At 67.8% G+C, this 17,464-nt stretch carries 18 protein-coding genes; 8 read left to right on the top strand and 10 right to left on the bottom strand.

Annotation, left to right across the window (positions count from 1 at the left end; translation table 11 throughout):
* Positions 1-74 precede the first annotated feature (74 nt).
* The gene (gene cei / locus DMC64_RS31695; RefSeq protein WP_037343732.1) at positions 75-758 is read right to left on the bottom strand and encodes an envelope integrity protein Cei; all 684 of its coding nucleotides are present in this window, start codon (positions 756-758) and stop codon (positions 75-77) included.
* Positions 759-1,212: 454 nt separating this feature from the next.
* Between cei and DMC64_RS31690 the strand changes: the two genes are divergently transcribed.
* Positions 1,213-1,521: a DUF4193 domain-containing protein gene (locus tag DMC64_RS31690; RefSeq protein ID WP_005164528.1), complete on the top strand. Its 309-nt coding sequence runs from the start codon at positions 1,213-1,215 to the stop codon at positions 1,519-1,521.
* A gap of 93 nt (positions 1,522-1,614) precedes the next feature.
* Here the strand turns inward: DMC64_RS31690 and DMC64_RS31685 are convergent, their stop codons facing one another.
* A complete protein-coding gene (locus tag DMC64_RS31685; RefSeq protein WP_125736483.1) occupies positions 1,615-2,109 on the bottom strand; it encodes a DUF3093 domain-containing protein in 495 nt (164 codons plus the stop codon).
* Positions 2,110-2,133: 24 nt separating this feature from the next.
* Here DMC64_RS31685 and dut point away from each other — a divergent pair, with 24 nt between their 5' ends.
* Entirely contained in the window at positions 2,134-2,616 is a 483-nt protein-coding gene (gene dut / locus DMC64_RS31680) for a dUTP diphosphatase (protein ID WP_007033571.1), read from the top strand.
* Positions 2,616-3,269: a DUF3710 domain-containing protein gene (locus DMC64_RS31675; RefSeq protein WP_016332958.1), complete on the top strand. Its 654-nt coding sequence runs from the start codon at positions 2,616-2,618 to the stop codon at positions 3,267-3,269. Before dut ends, DMC64_RS31675 begins: the two co-directional genes overlap by 1 nt.
* Here the strand turns inward: DMC64_RS31675 and DMC64_RS31670 are convergent.
* Positions 3,266-3,973, bottom strand: a complete 708-nt coding sequence (locus tag DMC64_RS31670) for an alpha/beta fold hydrolase (RefSeq protein WP_199755161.1) — start codon at positions 3,971-3,973, stop codon at positions 3,266-3,268. The genes DMC64_RS31675 and DMC64_RS31670 overlap by 4 nt on opposite strands.
* 103 nt (positions 3,974-4,076) lie before the next feature.
* On the opposite strand from DMC64_RS31670, the gene DMC64_RS31665 reads away from it, so the two are divergent.
* Positions 4,077-4,457 carry an OB-fold nucleic acid binding domain-containing protein gene (locus DMC64_RS31665; protein WP_034316985.1) on the top strand — a complete coding sequence of 127 codons (381 nt, stop codon included), beginning with the start codon at positions 4,077-4,079 and terminating at the stop codon, positions 4,455-4,457.
* Positions 4,458-4,466: 9 nt separating this feature from the next.
* On the top strand, positions 4,467-5,195 hold the full coding sequence (locus tag DMC64_RS31660) for a DUF3159 domain-containing protein (protein ID WP_125736482.1): 729 nt from the start codon (positions 4,467-4,469) through the stop codon (positions 5,193-5,195).
* On the opposite strand, the gene DMC64_RS31655 is transcribed toward DMC64_RS31660, so the two are convergent.
* A complete protein-coding gene (locus DMC64_RS31655) occupies positions 5,192-5,848 on the bottom strand; it encodes a TrkA family potassium uptake protein (protein WP_016332961.1) in 657 nt (218 codons plus the stop codon). The genes DMC64_RS31660 and DMC64_RS31655 overlap by 4 nt on opposite strands.
* A complete protein-coding gene (locus DMC64_RS31650; protein WP_016332962.1) occupies positions 5,848-6,513 on the bottom strand; it encodes a TrkA family potassium uptake protein in 666 nt (221 codons plus the stop codon). Before DMC64_RS31650 ends, DMC64_RS31655 begins: the two co-directional genes overlap by 1 nt.
* A gap of 97 nt (positions 6,514-6,610) precedes the next feature.
* Here DMC64_RS31650 and DMC64_RS31645 point away from each other — a divergent pair, with 97 nt between their 5' ends.
* The 3 genes from DMC64_RS31645 to DMC64_RS31635 all read left to right on the top strand — a co-directional run bounded on the left by DMC64_RS31645 (position 6,611) and on the right by DMC64_RS31635 (position 10,376).
* Positions 6,611-8,638 (top strand): APC family permease, encoded by a 2,028-nt coding sequence (locus tag DMC64_RS31645; RefSeq protein WP_125736481.1) that lies wholly within the window; start codon positions 6,611-6,613, stop codon positions 8,636-8,638.
* Complete coding sequence (locus DMC64_RS31640) at positions 8,635-9,840, top strand: class I SAM-dependent RNA methyltransferase (RefSeq protein ID WP_125736480.1); 1,206 nt, start codon at positions 8,635-8,637, stop codon at positions 9,838-9,840. Before DMC64_RS31645 ends, DMC64_RS31640 begins: the two co-directional genes overlap by 4 nt.
* 191 nt (positions 9,841-10,031) lie before the next feature.
* Positions 10,032-10,376: a hypothetical protein gene (locus tag DMC64_RS31635; protein ID WP_233629886.1), complete on the top strand. Its 345-nt coding sequence runs from the start codon at positions 10,032-10,034 to the stop codon at positions 10,374-10,376.
* 79 nt (positions 10,377-10,455) lie between these two features.
* Here the strand turns inward: DMC64_RS31635 and DMC64_RS31630 are convergent, their stop codons facing one another.
* The 5 genes from DMC64_RS31630 to DMC64_RS31610 form a co-directional block, all read right to left on the bottom strand.
* Complete coding sequence (locus DMC64_RS31630; RefSeq protein WP_125736478.1) at positions 10,456-11,712, bottom strand: HNH endonuclease signature motif containing protein; 1,257 nt, start codon at positions 11,710-11,712, stop codon at positions 10,456-10,458.
* Between the two features lie 286 nt (positions 11,713-11,998).
* Positions 11,999-12,541: a DUF1062 domain-containing protein gene (locus DMC64_RS31625; RefSeq protein WP_125736477.1), complete on the bottom strand. Its 543-nt coding sequence runs from the start codon at positions 12,539-12,541 to the stop codon at positions 11,999-12,001.
* 231 nt (positions 12,542-12,772) lie between these two features.
* The gene (locus DMC64_RS31620; protein ID WP_125736476.1) at positions 12,773-14,326 is read right to left on the bottom strand and encodes a GMC family oxidoreductase; all 1,554 of its coding nucleotides are present in this window, start codon (positions 14,324-14,326) and stop codon (positions 12,773-12,775) included.
* Positions 14,323-15,834, bottom strand: coding sequence for an APC family permease (locus DMC64_RS31615; protein WP_125736475.1), 1,512 nt, complete (start codon positions 15,832-15,834; stop codon positions 14,323-14,325). Before DMC64_RS31615 ends, DMC64_RS31620 begins: the two co-directional genes overlap by 4 nt.
* Positions 15,835-15,850: 16 nt before the next feature.
* The gene (locus DMC64_RS31610) at positions 15,851-17,335 is read right to left on the bottom strand and encodes an aldehyde dehydrogenase family protein (protein WP_125736474.1); all 1,485 of its coding nucleotides are present in this window, start codon (positions 17,333-17,335) and stop codon (positions 15,851-15,853) included.
* Positions 17,336-17,464 lie beyond the last annotated feature (129 nt).

Here is a 17,464-nt window from a genome sequence, read left to right as displayed (position 1 = left end):
ATGTCATGAACGACCCTTTCCTGACGAAAAACGTCAGGAAAGGGTCGTTCATGACATTTGAGCGAGCGAGAGCCTCAGCAGGGGGCTTCGCGGGCGGCCTTCAGCAGCGCCTGGTCGATCACCGGGGCACCGCCGCCCGCGGACTGCTCACCGCCACCGCTGCCCTGCTGCGCCTTCGACCATTTCGTGAGCTGGTCGAGGACCTGGCGCGCCTCCGCCTTCGGGCGGATGTCGCCGAGCAGGGTGCCGGTGGTGAGCGTGACGGAAGCGTCCTTGCGGTTGTCCTTGACCAGTTCGGCGCACGGGACCACCAGGCTCAGCGTGCGGGCCGCGGCGGCGCCGTTCTCACCGAAGCGGATCTGGCCGCGACATTTGGCTTCCGCGTTCTTGTAGGCCGGGTCGACGTCCGGCTCGACGATCTGCGAGAAACCGAGTTCCCGGAGCGTGCTGGTGACGATGCCGCCCTGGCCGCGCACCTGCGAACCGTTGAGCACCTGGACGGCGACCTTGTCCGGCGGGACCGGCGCGCGGTCGTCGAGACCGTTGTGGGCCAGCGGCGTGTAGGTGACACCCTGCTGCGGCACGGGCGGCGGATCGCAGCGGACCCTGGCGTCGATGTCGGATTTGCTCGCGACGACGTTCACCCAGACGATCACCGCGCCGAGCGCCATCACCCCGATGACGATGAGCGCGGGCAGCGGATTGTGCTTGCGATACGGCCTCGCCCCGCGGTCCCCGATGCCGTTCCCCGACGCCACCTGCCAGTCCCTTCCCCAAAGCCCGGATCCCCGGACGGTGCTTCAACTCACCATCGTGTCCGATCAGCCTATGCGTTGCGGCGCGGGTGATCGGCGCGGGCCTCCGGATAGCACCACGCGATGGCCACTCCGGGCAAGCAGCCGGGCCCAAGGGGTGAGGTACCCGACGCGGGGGCAACCCATTCGGACGACAGGCGTCTTGACAGCAGGGTTCCCCCTGTTGGGTGACGTAATCGCAGCAATGTCTGACTCGTTGCAGAGCCGGTATCGACGTGAGCTACCCTTCGCGGGCTCAGGCGGCAGTAAGAGGCGCAAAAGAGAGACCTCGCTCACTGCCCAGCCGGGCACAAACAGGGGCGCTGGGACGTTAACCAGCGGCACGAAGGACTCACGAGCCGCGCGCTCGCGGGTCCGGGCCATCTGACATCGAAAGCATCGCAGGGGTGAGGGACTAATGGCGACCGACTACGACGCTCCGCGCCGCAGCGAAGCCGACGAGCTGGCCGAAGACTCGTTGGAAGAGCTGAAGGCAAGGCGTAACGAAAACCAGTCCGGCGTCGTGGACGTCGACGAGGACGCGACCGCCGAGAACTTCGAGCTGCCGGGCGCGGACCTCTCCGGACTTTCCGGGGAGGACCTGACCGTCAAGGTCGTGCCCAAGCAGGCCGACGAGTTCACCTGCTCCGTCTGCTTCCTGGTGCACCACCGCAGCAGGCTGGCGGAAGAGAGTGGCGGACGGCTCATCTGCCGCGACTGCGCCTGAGCCTACGGGCACAGGGGACGGCGCGACAGGGGGTTTCGGGGTCTGAAACAGGAACAAAGGGGGCCGACCGGATGGTCGGCCCCCTTTCCTGTTCTAGGACTTCGAGGCGGTCTGGCGGAGCAGCGCGGCCACCTTCTCCGGATGCCGGGTGCTGAACAGCCAGTACGGCGTCGGGTCGTCGGGGTCGGTGAGCCAGACCCGCACGACCGGGCCGACCCAGCCCCGGTGCAGCACGAACGCCGCCGGATCGGCGTCGCGGCCGAGTGCCTTGCGCTTGGCTTCCTTGTCGATGACGTCGACGTCGCCGACGAACTTGAGCGGCAGGTGCGCGTCGCGCAGCCACAGCTCCGGCTCGGCGCCACCGGTCACCCGGACGCGGGACCGGCCGAGCGAGATCATCAGCGCGATCACCGCGGGGATCAGCACCACGTACGGCAGCCATCCGCGGAGCCCGGGATAGCCCATGTCGATCTCCGCCGCCAGCAGCCCGCCGCCCAGCAGCGGCAACGGCCAGCCCCACCACGGGACATAGAGCCGCTCTGAATGCTTGACGTCGCCGCCTTCGGCCGCGCTCACACTTTCAACCACCTCTTCAGGGTAGTCTCGCCGCCCGTGTCCACCGTTCAGGTACTGCTTTCCCGGATCGATCCTTCGGTCCCCCTCCCCGCCTACGCGCGCCCCGGCGACGCGGGCGCCGACCTCGTCACCACCTCGGATCTCGTGCTCGCGCCCGGTGAACGCGGCGTGGTCGGCACGGGCGTCGCGATCGCGCTGCCGCCCGGGTACGCGGGCTTCGTCCACCCCCGCTCGGGTCTCGCCGCCCGCGTCGGCCTCTCGGTCGTCAACACCCCCGGCACGATCGACTCCGGGTACCGCGGTGAGATCCGCGTCTGCCTGATCAACCATGATCTCTCCGAGAAGGTCGTGCTCACCCGCGGCGACCGGATCGCGCAGCTGGTCGTGCAACGGGTCGAACAGGCCGAGTTCGTCGAGGTCGCCGAGCTCGAGCCGTCCGAGCGCGGCGAGGGAGGGTATGGCTCCACGGGCGGACACGCCACACTGGGAGCCGGAGCCAGGGAAGGAACGGAGAACTAGTGGGGATTTTCGGACGCAAGCGCGCGAAGCCGACCGGACGGCACGCCGCGCCCGAGGTCGACGAGCGTCCAGTTGCCGACGACGCCGACGAAGAGATCGAGTCGCAGCTGTCGGAGACCTCCGACGGCCCCTTCGACCTCGCCGACGCGCCCGAGGACGGCATCCCGAGGATCGACCTCGGCTCGGTGAAGGTGCCGGTGCCCGACGGTTCCCAGGTCCAGGTCGAGATGGACCCGGAGAGCGGCGGCGTCCGCGCGGTGCACGTCGTCACCGAACAGGGCCAGATCACCGTCAGCGGCTACGCGGCACCGCGGTCCGGCGGCCTGTGGAAGGACGTCAGCACCGAGCTCACCGAGCAGCTGCGGGCCGACGGCGCCAAGGTCTCGGTCGGCATGGGGGAGTGGGGGCTGGAGCTGTCGGCGATCGTCGGCGACGTCGCGTTGCGGTTCGTCGGGGTCGACGGCCCGCGCTGGATGCTCCGCGGCGTCATCGCCGGGCCGCAGTCGCAGGCGGCGCAGGCGCCGGCCGTGCTGCGGGAGATCGTGCGGCACACCATCGTCGACCGCGGTGACGCGCCGATGCCGGTCCGCACCCCGCTGACCATCACGCTGCCCGACGCCGTCGCGCAGCACATCGCCGAACAGCAGGGCTAGCGGGCTTTCAACCAGGCCAGCACGGTCGCCCGGCCCAGTGACTCCCGGTCCGCGCCGAGGGCGGTGAGCGTCGACTCGCCGACCTCGGCGCGCGGCAGGGCGTCAGCCCAGGCATGGGCGACCTCCGCCGGGTGGATCGGATCGTCCACGCACGCGCCGATCCCCGCCGGCACGTCGAGGCCCTCGAGGTCTTCGAGCGACGGCGCGGGACGGGCCGCCGCCGTGCGCAGGCTCGCCGCCAGTCCGTCGCCGTGCCGCCGCCACGCGCGGCCGAGTTCCGCCGCGAGCCACTCCGGGACGCCGTCGGAGGATTTCGCGAGCGCGCCGCCGACGCCGTTTTCGGCCACCAGATCCGCTGACAGCCGCGCGGCGAGCGACGCGGGTGCTCGCCCGGCCGGGCCGTTCCAGGCCGGGAGCGCGGCCAGCAGGCCGGTGCAGCGGCCCGGATTCCGCGCCGCCCACTCCGCCGAGAGGTGCGCACCGAACGAGATGCCGCCGACGAGCAGCGGACCGTGCTCGTCGGCGAGCCTGTCCAGCTCCTCGAGATAGCCCTCCGCGAGCTTCTCGCCAGGGGGCGGAGGAGGGGCGAGCAACCGGATGCCGAGTGCCCGCAGCGGACCGGCGAACACGGCGCGCACGAACACTTCGTCGGACCCGGTGCCGGGGAGTACTACTGCCGTCGTAGGCGGAATAGCGGAGGTCACGTTGCGATCTTCTCCCAAACCCGTTGTCCTGGTCCGAGCACAGTTACGCTGGATTACGCACGGGCCGTTCAAGTCGGGGGCCCCGGAGCACAGGAGCACCGTTATGTCCGCCAAAGACGGCGGCTACTTCAGCCGGCTGGTCCGTAAGCTGACCAGCGACGTCGAGGATCTCGACGCCGACGATCTGTCCGAAAAATCCGAGGCCGGCGGAGCGCAGCGCGCCTGCGACTGCCGGTCGGGTCAAGAGGTGACGGTGCTCGGCAGACTCCGCAGTGTGGAACTCTGCCCGACCAACGAGGCGGCGACCCTGCAGGCCGAGCTGTTCGACGGCACACAGGGTGTGACGCTAATCTGGCTCGGACGCCGCCGGATCCCCGGGATCGAACCCGGGCGAACCATCAAGGTGCGCGGCCGGATGGCCGAACGTGATGGTCAGAAGGTGCTTTACAACCCCTATTACGAACTTCAGAGCCCTGTGAGTTGATCCCGCATCGTGACTGAACCCGTCGGCGGCGAAGAGAAGACCGAAGACAAGAAGCCCCAGCCCACCCTGCTGGAACAGATGGGCGGGCTGTCCGGACTGTTCTATTCCTCGCTGCCGGTCATCGTGTTCGTGATCGCGAACGCGATCTTCGGGCTCACGGTGGGGATCTGGGCCGCGGTGGGTAGCGCGGTGGCGATCACCGTGCTGCGCGTCGTCCGCAAGGAGCCGTTGCAGCCCGCGATCTCCGGGTTCTTCGGCGTCGCGATCGCGGCGTTCATCGCCTACCGGACCGGTTCGGCCAAGGGCTTCTTCCTGTTCGGCATCTGGACGAGCCTGGTCTACTGCGGCGTCTTCGTGCTGTCGATCCTCGTCCGCTGGCCGCTCGCCGGCGTGGTGTGGAACGCGCTCAACGGCAGCGGCCACGCGTGGCGCAAGGACAAGAAGTCGCTGATCTCCTACTCGATCGCGACCGCCGCGATGGCGCTGATCTTCGGCGCCCGGTTCGTCGTGCAGCGCTGGCTCTACGACGAGGACTACACCGGCTGGCTAGCCTTCGCGAAGATCGCGATGGGCTACCCGCTGTACGCGCTCGGCCTGCTCACCGTCGTCTGGGCGGTGCGGCGGTCGGACAAGCATCTCAAGGCGCAGGCCGAAGAGGCCCCGCACGAAGAGACCGACGAAGAGGTCGAGGCCCGCCTGCGCGCGAAGTACGCGCAGGCGCCCGCCGTCGACAACTAGTATCCCAGCGCGGTCCGGATCTCCGGTTCGACGTCCGACGTCGCCACGAACAGCAGCTCGTCACCCGGCTCCAGCGGATCCTCCGGCTGCGGCACGATCACCCGGTCGCCGCGCAGGATCGTCACCAGCGCAGCGTCCCGCGGCAGGTTGATCTCGCTGACCGCCTTGCCCGCGAGCGGCGTCTCCTCCGGGAGGGTGAGTTCGACAAGGTTCGCCTGGCTCTGCCGGAACGTCATCAGCCGCACCAGATCGCCGACGCTCACCGCCTCCTCGACCATCGCCGCGAGCATCCGCGGGGTCGAGACGGCGACGTCGACGCCCCAGGCGTCGTTGAACAGCCATTCGTTGGCCGGGTTGTTGACCCGCGCCACCACCCGGCGCACCGCGAACTCGGTCTTCGCCAGCAGCGACACCACGAGGTTCGCCTTGTCGTCGCCCGTCGCGGCGATCACGACGTCGCACTCCTCGATCCCGGACTCCTCGAGGATCGAGACCTCGCACGCGTCGCCCAGCACCCAGTCCGCCTGTTCGACGGTGTGCGGCTCGAACTGGTCGGCCTCGCGTTCGATGAGCATCACCTGGTGACGCCCGTCGATCAGCTCCGCGGCGATCGACCGGCCGACCGCGCCGGCCCCGGCAATCGCGACCCGCATCAGTTCTCCTCTTCCGGTTCGCGAGCGGCGACGCTGGTCACGTCGCTGACAGTGCCTGATTTCGCGGCGACGTACACGACGTCGTCCGCCTGGATCACGGCCTTGGTGTCGGGCAGGACGGCGGTGCCGAACCGCATGATGAACGCGACCCGCGCGCCGGTGGTGTCCTGCAGGTCGCGCACGCTGTGCCCGACCCAGCCCTCGTTCAGCGGCAGCTGCAGCAGTGCCACGCTGCCCGACGGATCCCGCCATTCCGAGGCGACGCCGTCGGGGAGCAGGGTGCGCAGGAACCGGTCGGTCGTCCAGGGCACGGTCGCCACGGTCGGGATGCCGAGCCGTTCGTAGACCGCCGCGCGTTTGTGGTCGTAGATCCTGGCGACGACCTTGTCGATGCCGAAGTTCTCCCTGGCCACCCGCGCCGAGATGATGTTCGAGTTGTCGCCGCTGGACACCGCCGCGAAGGCCCCCGCGCGTTCGATCCCGGCCTCGATCAGCACCTGCCGGTCGAAACCGACGCCGACCACCTGCTGACCGTGGAAATCACTGCCGAGCCGCCGGAACGCCTGCTGGGTCTTGTCGATGATGGCGACTTCGTGCCCCAGCCGCTCCAGCGCCGCGGCCAGGGATGCGCCTACCCGGCCGCATCCCATGATCACCACGTGCACGCCCTGCCTCCTTCGTCGTCGGACGTTCACCCGTCCGCAGGTACCCAGACATACCAGCGCCGAACCTACCTTGGGGGCGGACCGTTAGTCTTCTGCGGTGTCGAAGTTCCCGACCGTATTGAAGCGGCTCGTCCTCGGACGTCCATTCCGGAGTGACCGCCTCTCGCATACGCTGCTGCCGAAGCGCATCGCGCTGCCGATTTTCGCGTCCGACGCGTTGTCGAGCGTCGCCTACGCGCCTGAGGAAATCTTTCTGACCCTCAGCGTCGCCGGTTTGTCGGCGTACGCGTTCGCGCCGTGGATCGGCGTCGCCGTCGCGCTCGTCATGCTGGTCGTGGTGGCGTCCTATCGGCAGAACGTGCACGCCTATCCCAGCGGCGGTGGTGACTACGAAGTCGCGAACACCAACCTGGGCGGCAAATTCGGCCTCACCGTCGCCAGCGCGCTGCTCGTCGACTACGTGCTCACCGTCGCGGTGTCGACATCGTCCGGTGTGGCGAACATCGGGTCGGCCATTCCGTGGGTGGCGCAACACAAGGTGATCGCCGCGGTCATCATCGTGGTGGTGCTGACCGCGCTGAATCTGCGCGGAGTGCGCGAATCGGGCAAAGCGTTCGCGATCCCGACCTACGGGTTCATCATCGGCATCCTCGGCATGGTGATCTGGGGCCTGATCGAAGCGGCCTCCGGCGCCGACATGCGCGCCGAGAGCGCGGACTTCCAGTTGCACGAAGAAGCCTCTTTGACCGGTTTCGCGTTCTTCTTCCTGTTGCTGCGCACGTTCTCCTCCGGTGCGGCGGCGCTGACCGGGGTCGAGGCGATCAGCAACGGTGTCCCGGCGTTCCAGAAGCCGAAATCGAAGAACGCGGCGACCACCCTGCTGATGATGGGTGTGCTCGCGGTGACGATGCTGGTCGGCATCATCACGCTGGCGATCATCACCGACGTCAAATTCGCCGAGCACCCGGAAACCCAGCTCACCGGCACCCCGGCAGACTACGAGCAGAAGACGATCGTCGCGCAGATCGCGCAGGCGGTGTTCGCCGACTTCACCCCCGCGTTCTACTACATCTCCTTCGCCACCGGCATCATCCTGCTGCTGGCCGCGAACACCGCGTTCAACGGCTTCCCGGTGCTCGGTTCGATCCTCGCCCAGGATCGTTATCTGCCGCGTCAGCTGCACACCCGCGGCGACCGGCTGGCCTTCTCCAACGGCATCCTGTTCCTCGCCGCCTTCGCGCTGGTCCTGATCATCGCGTTCGACGCCGAGGTCACCAAGCTCATCCAGCTCTACATCGTGGGGGTGTTCGTCTCCTTCACGGTGAGCCAGGCGGGCATGATCCGGCACTGGAACCGGCTGCTGGCCAGGGAAACCGATCCCACGGTGCGGCGGCGGATGCGGCGTTCGCAGACGGTCAACGCGATCGGCCTCACCATGACCGGCACCGTGCTGATCATCGTGCTGGTGACGAAGTTCCTCCTCGGCGCCTGGATCGCGATCGCGGCCATGGTGGCGATCTACGTGCTGATGACCGCGATCCGGAAGCACTACGACCGGGTCGCCGAGGAATTGCGCGAGATGGACCGGAAACCGGCCGTATTGCCTTCGCGCAACCACGCGATCGTGCTGATTTCGAAACTGCACCTGCCGACCCTTCGCGCGGTCTCCTACGCCAAGGCGGTGCGGCCGGACGTCCTCGAAGCCGTGACGGTGAACGTGGACGACGTCGAGACCCGCAAACTCGTCCAGGAATGGGACGACCACAATTTCAAGGTGCCGCTGAAGGTGATCGAATCGCCGTACCGCGAGATCACGAAACCGGTGCTGGACTACGTGAAGCGCGTCCGCGGTGACAATCCGCGCAACGTGGTGACCGTGTTCATCCCCGAGTACGTGGTCGGGCACTGGTGGGAGCAGGTCCTGCACAACCAGAGCGCGCTGCGGCTGAAGGGACGTCTCCTGTTCCAGCCCGGTGTCATGGTGACCAGCGTGCCGTGGCAGCTCGAGTCGTCGGAGAAGGCGATCAAACGCGACCGGAAGGCGCGTCCGGCGGCAGGCGACGTGCGCCGAGGGTTTTCCCCGGTCGTCAAGCAACCCGAGAAGAACAAGGAAAAAGCAGAATGAGTGTGGACGCGTCGACCGGCACCTGGCTCGGACGAACGATCGAGCTGGAGGTCGGCGCGGTCGCGCACGGCGGGCACTGCGTCGCCCGGACGGAGGGCCGGGTCGTGTTCGTCCGGCACGCGCTGCCCGGCGAGCGGGTCCTGGCCACGGTCACCGAGGACAAGGGCGGCTCGTTCTGCCGCGCCGACGCGGTCGAGGTCCTCGAAGCATCCCCCGAACGCGTGGAGCCGCCGTGCCCGCTCGCGGCGCCGGGGGAGTGCGGCGGCTGCGACTGGCAGCACGCCACGCCCAAGCACCAGCGTGAACTCAAAGCCGCCGTGGTCATGGAGCAGCTGAAGCGGCTCGCCGGGATCGAGCGCGACGTCGTCGTCGAAGCGCTCGATGGTGGCCCGTTGGACTGGCGCAGCCGCGTGCGGCTCGTGGCGGGCAAGGACGGGAAGGCGGGCTTCCGGGCGCACCACAGTCACCGCGTGATCGCGATCGACGACTGCCCGATCACCGTCCCCGGCGCGCTCGACGACGTCGTGTCGCGCAACTGGCGGCCCGGCAGCGAAATCGAGGTCACCAAGGACGGCGAGGGGCAAGTGCACCTTCGCGACCTGTCCACGGTCCACGGGAAGACCCGGGCGCGGCAGCTGGCGGGCGGCATCGCCGTACAGCACGCCGCCGGCCGAGACTGGCGCCTGGACGCCCACGGCTTCTGGCAGGTCCACCCGGCCGCCGCGGACGCGCTCGCCGCCGTCGTCGCGGAATGGGCCGAGGCGCCGCGCGACGGCGTGGCCTGGGACCTGTACGCCGGCGTCGGCCTCTTCGCGTCCGTGCTCGCTTCGCAGGTCGGCCCGCGCGGACGGGTCCTGGCCATCGAATCCGGACGGCGTGCCGTCGCCGACGGCGAGGAGAACCTGGCCGACCTCCCGCAGGTCCGCTGGCGCTCCGGCCGCGTCGAACACCTGCTGGCCGATGCCCCCAAACCAGTGGACGTGGTCGTCCTCGACCCGCCGCGCAAGGGCGCGGGCAAGGCGGTCGTGGAGTCCATTGTGGAGGGATCCCCGGACCGGATCGTCTACGTGGCGTGCGACCCGGCAGCCTTGGCGCGCGACATCGCGCTGTTCAAGGAACACGGATACGGGCTGGTGGATCTGCGCGCTTTCGACGCTTTCCCGATGACGCACCACGTCGAATGCGTTGCGTTGCTGCAATAATTCCGGATTTGTAATCCGTCGGAATGGAGTGGCTTCGTTCGGCTTGTCCGGGTGTCGGCGCGCTCGTTAACTTGCTCGCATCATGAACTATCTTACTTCGGTCTGCGGCGACTGTGATGGAAAAGGTTGTTCCGGCTGTGACGGGCACGGCACGATCACCATTGTGGAGGACTGATCGAATGGAACCCTCAATGCTTCCTCCTGGCGTCACGGCCCAGGAGATCAGTTACCGCAACGGTCGCAAGCAAGTCATCTACACGGCGCCGTACCCTTCCGAAGGGCCGGTGCTCGCGCGTGATCTGCTGGGCAGGCAGGCGTGGATGTTCATGTACGCGCATTTCGTCTTCACCTGGGTGGAAGGCGCGGTCCAGGTGCAGGTCAGTCACGGAACCCTGAGCGGGCCGAAGATGCCCTTGTGGAAGGGGATCAGTATTCCCGCGTATTGGTCGGGTCCCGCGTTGGCCGAATTCGGGCGGGCGTGGGCGCTGGACCAGATGACAGGGAATCGGGGAACTCCGGCGGCCATTTACCTTTGAGGGATCTGGGGCTGAATAGGGGCATGCCGAGGAGCCCGTCGCCGGTGCGGTCGGCGGGCTCCTCGGGATGAGGCGAAGGTCAGGTCACGACGCGATGGAGGGTGTTGCGCCGTGGCACCTGTAGCGGGTCGAGGTATTGGGGCGGCACGAATTCCGGTATCCCGCCGGGAGCCATCCGGACCTGCCAGTCACCGTGGTGGATGAGCCGGTGGTGGAAGGAGCAAAGCAGGACCAGGTTCCGAAGATCGGTCGGGCCGCCGTCGGCCCAGTGCCGGATATGGTGGGCGTGACAGTGTTTCGGCGCTCGATGGCAGCCGGGGAACGCGCAGCCACCGTCGCGGATGTTCAGGGCCCGGCGTTGGCCGGGGGTGACGAAGCGTTTCATCCGTCCGACGTCGAGGGGCTCGCCGGCGGCGCCCAGCACCACCGGGATCATCAGGCAGTCGCAGGCGGCCAGCCGGGCTTCGCGGGCGGTGATCCGGCCGACGAAGTCGAGGCACGCGGTCCCGAGTCCGGTCTTCAGCGCATCGAGCCCGACGGTCACGTGCACCAGCGCGCGGTAGCCGGAGGTGCCCGGTTGGTCAGGACAGGCGATGGCGAGATCGAGGAGTTCGGCCCAGGCGTCGCCCCGGCGCTGGGGCAGGGTGCGGTGGTCGGCCTGGCCGAACTCGTCGACCGGCCGTTTCGCCGCGTAGGCGTCCAGCGCGGCCGCGGTGCGGGCGCCGGTTTCGGGATCGAGCAGGCCGGAGAGCTTCCAGAACCCGTCCTTGCGGCGCTCGACGAACACCTCGCGGCGCGGCGGGGCGGGCTCGGGGTCTTTCGGTTCGTTCCCGTCGGGGTCGAGGTGTGCGAGCAGGTCGGCTCCGGCTTCGGCGATCTGTTTCGGCCCGGCGTCGCGGGCGAGGTCGGCGAGGATCTTCTCCGCCCCGGCCCGGTCCTCCACGGGCACCTCGGACGGGATCTTGCGCAGGATCTCCAGGATCAGGTCGATGTGCTGCTCCCCGAGCGCGCCGTCCTCGGCCGCGGCGGCGGTCGCGGGCGCGAACACGGCGACCTCGCCACCGACGCTCGGCGAGGGGTTTAAAGCCAGGGCCCGGTTCACCATGTCTTGCGCGTCGCCAAGGGAGATCCGGGCGACATCGGCGAGCCACGATGCCGCGCTCCCGTAGCCGAACAAGTCTTCCGTGCCCCGCGACTCGATCTCCGCCAGGAACTTCCCCAGTCCGGCGGAGGCCACTCTCATGACCTGCAGCAGGTGCGTCACGCCGTGGGCAAGCTCCAGCTTGCCGGCGCGCCACAGCTCCTGCGGCAGTTCGGGAATGAGCGTCTCGGGCACGTCTCCATATTACCGAAAAATGCGGTGGGAATCATTCGTAATTTTAAGCGACAACGGTAATTGCACATTTGCCACTGATGGGTGATTTGATTTCTGTGCGTCGTGACTCTCGCGATTCACGGACTGGGCACACAGGGCTCGGCGTGATCAGCGGCGTGACTCGTGTGATCAGGGACGTGACTCGCGTGATTGGAGGCCGCACTCGGGTGTTCCGCTGCTGATCACGCGAGTTCCGCCTTCGATCACGCGAGTCACGCCGCTGATCACGTGAGTGCGAGACCCAAGATCAGCGTTTCAGGGTAAAAGTGAAGTCCCCGGAAACCTTCCCCCGCAACCGCACCGCCGAAACCACCTTCCCCTCCTCGATCAGCCTCTCGACCTCACCCCGCGAAAGACCGCATCCCTCGGCGATCAACCGCACAGGCCGAAGCGGAATCCGGGCCTCGAAGTGAACTGAGACATCGCGAAAGTCCCCATGACACAAGGAACCGGTATCGAGCCGCCAGGCGCCCTCCCAATCGAGGGCGACGTGGTTTCGGCGGAGCACAGCCGGATCCTGGAGCAGTTCGGCGGCGAGGCCGAGGTCGTTCTCGTGCAGTCGCTCCAGCAGTTCAGGCCGGACGGAGCGCACGTTCACCCGCTCCAGGATCGTGAGTTTCGCGGTGTCCCCGCACCGAGTGCAGAGCACGAGTAGCCAGACGTCGATGAGTTTGTGGTTGGCGTTGACCCGGAATTTGCCGTTCGCCCGGAAACGCCCGGATCCGCAGGCGTGGCAACGACGGAGGACGACCGGAAGGCAGGTGGGAACGACCACCCAGTTTTCGAGCATGGGAAGTACACCCGTTCAGTGAGAAATCCGCAGCAAAAGGAAGCGCGGCGCGAAAGACGCGACGCGCGACGAAATCAGCGCTCGGGAGGTCTCACAGGGTGTACAACGGCAGGCCCTCGGCTCGGCGACGTGGTCCGGCAGCACGGTAATGGCCCGACGGCGGCCGCTCCACCGGTTTTCCGGGCAAGAAGAAGCCCCCTGGCCGAAACCAGGGGGCCGGACGAGCGCGTGCTAGGAGCGCGCGTCCTCCTTCAGCATGTCCGCGCACTTCTCACCGATCGCCATCGTCGTGATGCACGGGTTCACCGCGACCAGGAACGGCATCGCCGAGCCGTCGGCGACCCGCAGGCCTTCGACGCCGCGCACGCGCAGCCGGGCGTCCAGTACGGCCATCGGGTCCCCGTCACCGCCCATCTTCGCGGTGCACGACGGGTGATAGACCGTGTTGTGCGTCTTGCGCAGGTAGTCCGCGATCTCGTCGTCGGTCTTCACGTCCTTGCCGGGCGCCAGTTCCGTGCCCGCCCATTCGTCCAGCGCGGGCTGCTCGGCGATCTTGCGCGCCAGTTTGATGCCGTAGGTCATCACGCGCATGTCGTGTTCGTCGGTGAAGTACCGCGGGTCCACCTTCGGCTTGTCCCGGTAGTCGCGGCTGCGCAGCCGCACGGTCCCGGTCGACCGCGACCGGGTGACGTTCGGGGTCAGGCAGAAGCCGTTCTCCGTGGTGGGATAGCCGTGCCGGAGGGTGTTCATGTCGAACGGCACCGAGCCGTAGTGGAACATCAGGTCCGGCCGGTCGAGGCCTTCCTCCGTGGTGGTGAAGATGCCGATCTCCCACCATTGGGTGGATTCTGTCGTCATCGGCTGCAGCGCGTCCCACTGGATGACGCCTTCGGGGTGATCCTGCAGATTCTCGCCGACGCCCGGGGAGTCCACCAGCACGTCCACGCCGACCTCTCGCAAATGGGAAGCGGGGCCGATCCCGGACAGCATCAGGAGTTTCGGAGTGTCGATCGCGCCCGAAGACAGGATCACCTCGCGCCGCGCGCGCAGCTGGACGCCGTGAATCAGGTCGTCGGCCAGGTATTCCGCGCCGGTGCAGCGTTTGCCGTCGAACAGCAGCCGCCGGACGCGGGCGCCGGTGATGATCTCCAGATTCGGCCGCTTGCCGATGATCGGGTGCAGGTACGACACCGAGGCCGACGACCGCGTGCCGTCCTCGCGCGCGTTGATCTGGAACCAGTTCGCCCCGTGCGTCACGGTCTTGCCCGAGTTGAACTCCGTCCTCGGGATCCCCGCCTGCTCGCACGCCTGCAGCAGCGCGACACCGGTCGGGTCGTTCGGCGGTACCGAGCGGATGGTCACCGGACCCGAGCGGCCGTGGTGGTCGCCGGGGCCGTCGTTGGTCTCAAGACGTTGGTACAGCGGGAAAATGTCCTTCGAGGACCAGCCGGGCAGACCGAGTGACGACCATTCGTCGAGGTCTTCGGCCGGCGCCCAGAACGCGATGCACGAGTTGTGCGACGAGCAGCCGCCGAGCACCCGCGCCCGGGCGTGGCGCAGGAACGAGTTGCCGGACTCCTGCGGCTCCACCAGGTAGTCCCAGTCGTAGCCGGATTCCAGCAGGGCCATCCACTTCGTCAGTTCCAGCACCGCCGGATCGTCCACATCGGACGGTCCGGCTTCCAGGAGTGCCACGGTGACATCCGGATCTTCCGAGAGTCTCGCCGCGACCACCGAACCCGCCGTCCCGCCGCCGACGACGATGTAGTCGAACTCTCCGGTCACTGTGCTGCCTCCTCGGGATGTGCTTCCGCGGCGTGATCGGCCAGGACGCCGCTCTTGTGCCGCAGGACGAACCAGTAATACGCGAAACCGGCGACCGCCACCGCGCCGACGAACAGCACGGCCCCCCATTCGAGGTACCAGTGATACGGCTCGGTCGCGTTGTAGACCTCGCGCCGCGGCCAGGCCAGGTTCACCACGATCGCGCCGCCCCACAGCACGCCGAGGATGTTGACCGGCAGCCCCAGTTTGCCGAGCGAGAAGTACTTGGTGCCCGCCACCTTCGGCGGCGGCCACTGCCCGCGGAGGCGCTTGACCAGCATCGGAACGGTCACCAGCAGGTACGCCAGGTAGATCATGATGATGCCGATACTGGTGATCACCGTGAAGATCTGCGGCTGGCCGACGTTGACCACCAGGATCAGCACGGCGATCACGCCGGACACGATCGCGGGGACCACCGGCGTCTTCGTCTTCGGCGACACCCTCGCCAGATGCTTCCCGGCGGGCAGGTTGTTGTCGCGGCCCATCGCGAACATCATCCGGATCGCCGCCGACTGGACGGCCAGGTTGCACACGGTGATGGCGATGACGACCGCCAGCAGGAAGATCGTGCCGATCGTGCTCCCGAGGACGTCGAGCACGATGAACTGCAGGCCGCCGGTCGCGATCTCCGGGTTGTTGATATCGCCCACGGCCATCAGCGCCAGCAGCAGGATCAGCCCGCCGATGACGAACGACGCGATCAGCGCGCGCAGGATCGCCTTGGGCGCGTTCTTGCGCGGGTCGTGCGACTCCTCACCGAGCGAGCTGGCGGTGTCGAAGCCGTACATGACGTAGGTCGACGCGAGCGAAGCGACCAGGAACGCCCCGAAGTACCCCCACGGCTGGTCGGCGCCGGTGTTGTTCGTCTGCATGACGACTTCCGGGCCCCGCGTGATGTTCACCGCGAGCGCGACGATCAGCAGGACCGCGGCGATCAGTTCGATGAACACCCCGGCGCTGTTGATCCGCGCCATCAGTTTGACGCCCCACGCGTTCACCAGCGTCGTGAACACGATCAGCGCCGTGCCCAGGATGACCGCGTTCACCGCGCTGTCGCCGGAGAAGGAGAAGAACGACGAGATCTGGGGGAGCGTGATCTGGTACGCGAGCGCGACGGCGGCGATGCTGACGATCGACGCGGTGAGCATCATCCACCCGGCCAGCCAGGCGACGTGCGGGCTGCCTAGCCGTTTCGACCAGTTGTAGATCGACCCGGCGACCGGATAGTGCGCGGCCAGTTCGGCGAACGACAGCGCCACCATCAGCTGGCCGACGAACACCATCGGCCAAGACCACCAGTACGCGGGTCCGCCGAAGCTGAAGCCGAAGTAGAACAGCTGGAAGGTGCCCGTCAGGATCGAGATGTAGCTGATCCCGGCGGCGAAGGTGTGGAAATTGCCGAGCGTTCTTTCGAGTTCCTGTTTGTAGCCGAAACCGGCCAAGCCGTCGTCGGAAGGAGTGCTCATCGGCAGTTTCCCCTCTTCAGTTGGACGCGGGCTCCCCGGAGAACCAGCGCTGTGGAGCGGGCCGGAGGTTCTGGTAGATGTGCTTGGCCTCCGTGTACTCCGCGAGTCCGGTCGGGCCGAGTTCGCGCCCGAAGCCGGACTGCTTGTAGCCGCCCCATTCCGCCTGCGGCAGGTACGGGTGGAAGTCGTTGATCCAGATCGTGCCGTGCCGCAGCCGGTTCGCGACCCGCTGCGCGCGCGAGGCGTCCGAGGTGAACACCGCGCCGGCGAGGCCGTAGTGGGTGTCGTTGGCGATGCGGACGGCGTCGTCCTCGTCGGTGAAGGTCTCGACGGTGAGCACCGGGCCGAACGACTCGTCGACGACGGCGCTGCTGCCCTGCTTCACGTTGTCGAGGATGGTCGGCAGGTAGTAGTGCCCCTTCGCGAGTTCGCGATCGTCGGGGCGTTTGCCGCCGGTGCGCAGGACGGCGCCCTCTTCGAGCGCCGCGGCGACGTAGCGTTCGATCTTTTCCAAATGGGCGGCCGAGATCAGCGGACCGGTTTCAGCCTTCGGGTCGAAAGGTCCACCCAGTCGGATCAGTTCGGCGCGGCGGACGAGTTCGTCGACGAACTTCTCGTGCCACTCCTCCTGTACGATCAGCCGCGCGCCCGCCGAGCAGACCTGCCCGGAGTGCAGGAACACCGCGGTCAGCGCGTAGTCGACGGCGGTGTCGAAATCCGAGTCCGCGAACACGACGTTCGGGTTCTTGCCGCCCAGCTCCAGCGCGACCTTCTTGACGGTGGCCGCGGCCGAGGCGGCGATGATCTTGCCGGTCGCGAGGCCGCCGGTGAACGACACGAGGTCGACGTCCGGATGCTCGGAGAGCGGTGCTCCGGCCTGCGCGCCGGCGCCGAGCACGAGGTTCGCGACGCCGCCGGGGAGGCCGGCCTCGGTCAGCAGCTTCATCAGCATGATCGAGGTGTGCGGGGTCAGTTCGCTGGGCTTGAGGACGAAGGTGTTGCCCGCCGCGAGCGCGGGGGCGACCTTCCAGATGGTCTGCAGGAGCGGGTAGTTCCACGGCGTGATCAAGCCGCAGACGCCGACCGGCTCGTGGACGATGCGGCTGAACGCGTCCGGGTTGCCGGTGTCGACCACGCGGCCGGCGTCGTTCGCGGCGAGCTTGCCGAAGTAGCGCAGGCACGCGGCGATGTCGGCCATGTCGTATTCGCTCTCGACCAGCCGTTTCCCGGTGTCGAGCGATTCGGCGCGGGCGAAGGCGGCGGCGTCGCGGTCCAGCAGATCGGCGGCCTTCAGCAGCAGGTCGCCGCGCTGCGGGGCGGGCGTTTTCGGCCACGGGCCGGTGTCGAACGCCTTCCGTGCGGCGGCGATGGCCGCTTCGGTGTCTTCACGGGTGCCCTCGGCGACCTCCGCGACCAGCGACCCGTCAGCGGGGCAGCGGATTTCCCGGCGACCACCGCCGACCGCGTCGACCCACTCGCCACCGATGAAAAAGTCCGCCATCAAGCCCTCCGAACCGGCTCCTGCTCAACCGTCGATCAGCGATTATCGCGGCCACCCGACGTGACCGCTACTTGGCAAAAGAGACCATGTTCACACCCTTGGGTGGCGAGTGGTGATTTTCTGACATGT

The organism is Amycolatopsis sp. WAC 04197 (genome assembly GCF_003947475.1).
Lineage (GTDB): Bacteria > Actinomycetota > Actinomycetes > Mycobacteriales > Pseudonocardiaceae > Amycolatopsis > Amycolatopsis japonica.
This window is presented reverse-complemented; position numbering and strand designations above follow the sequence as displayed.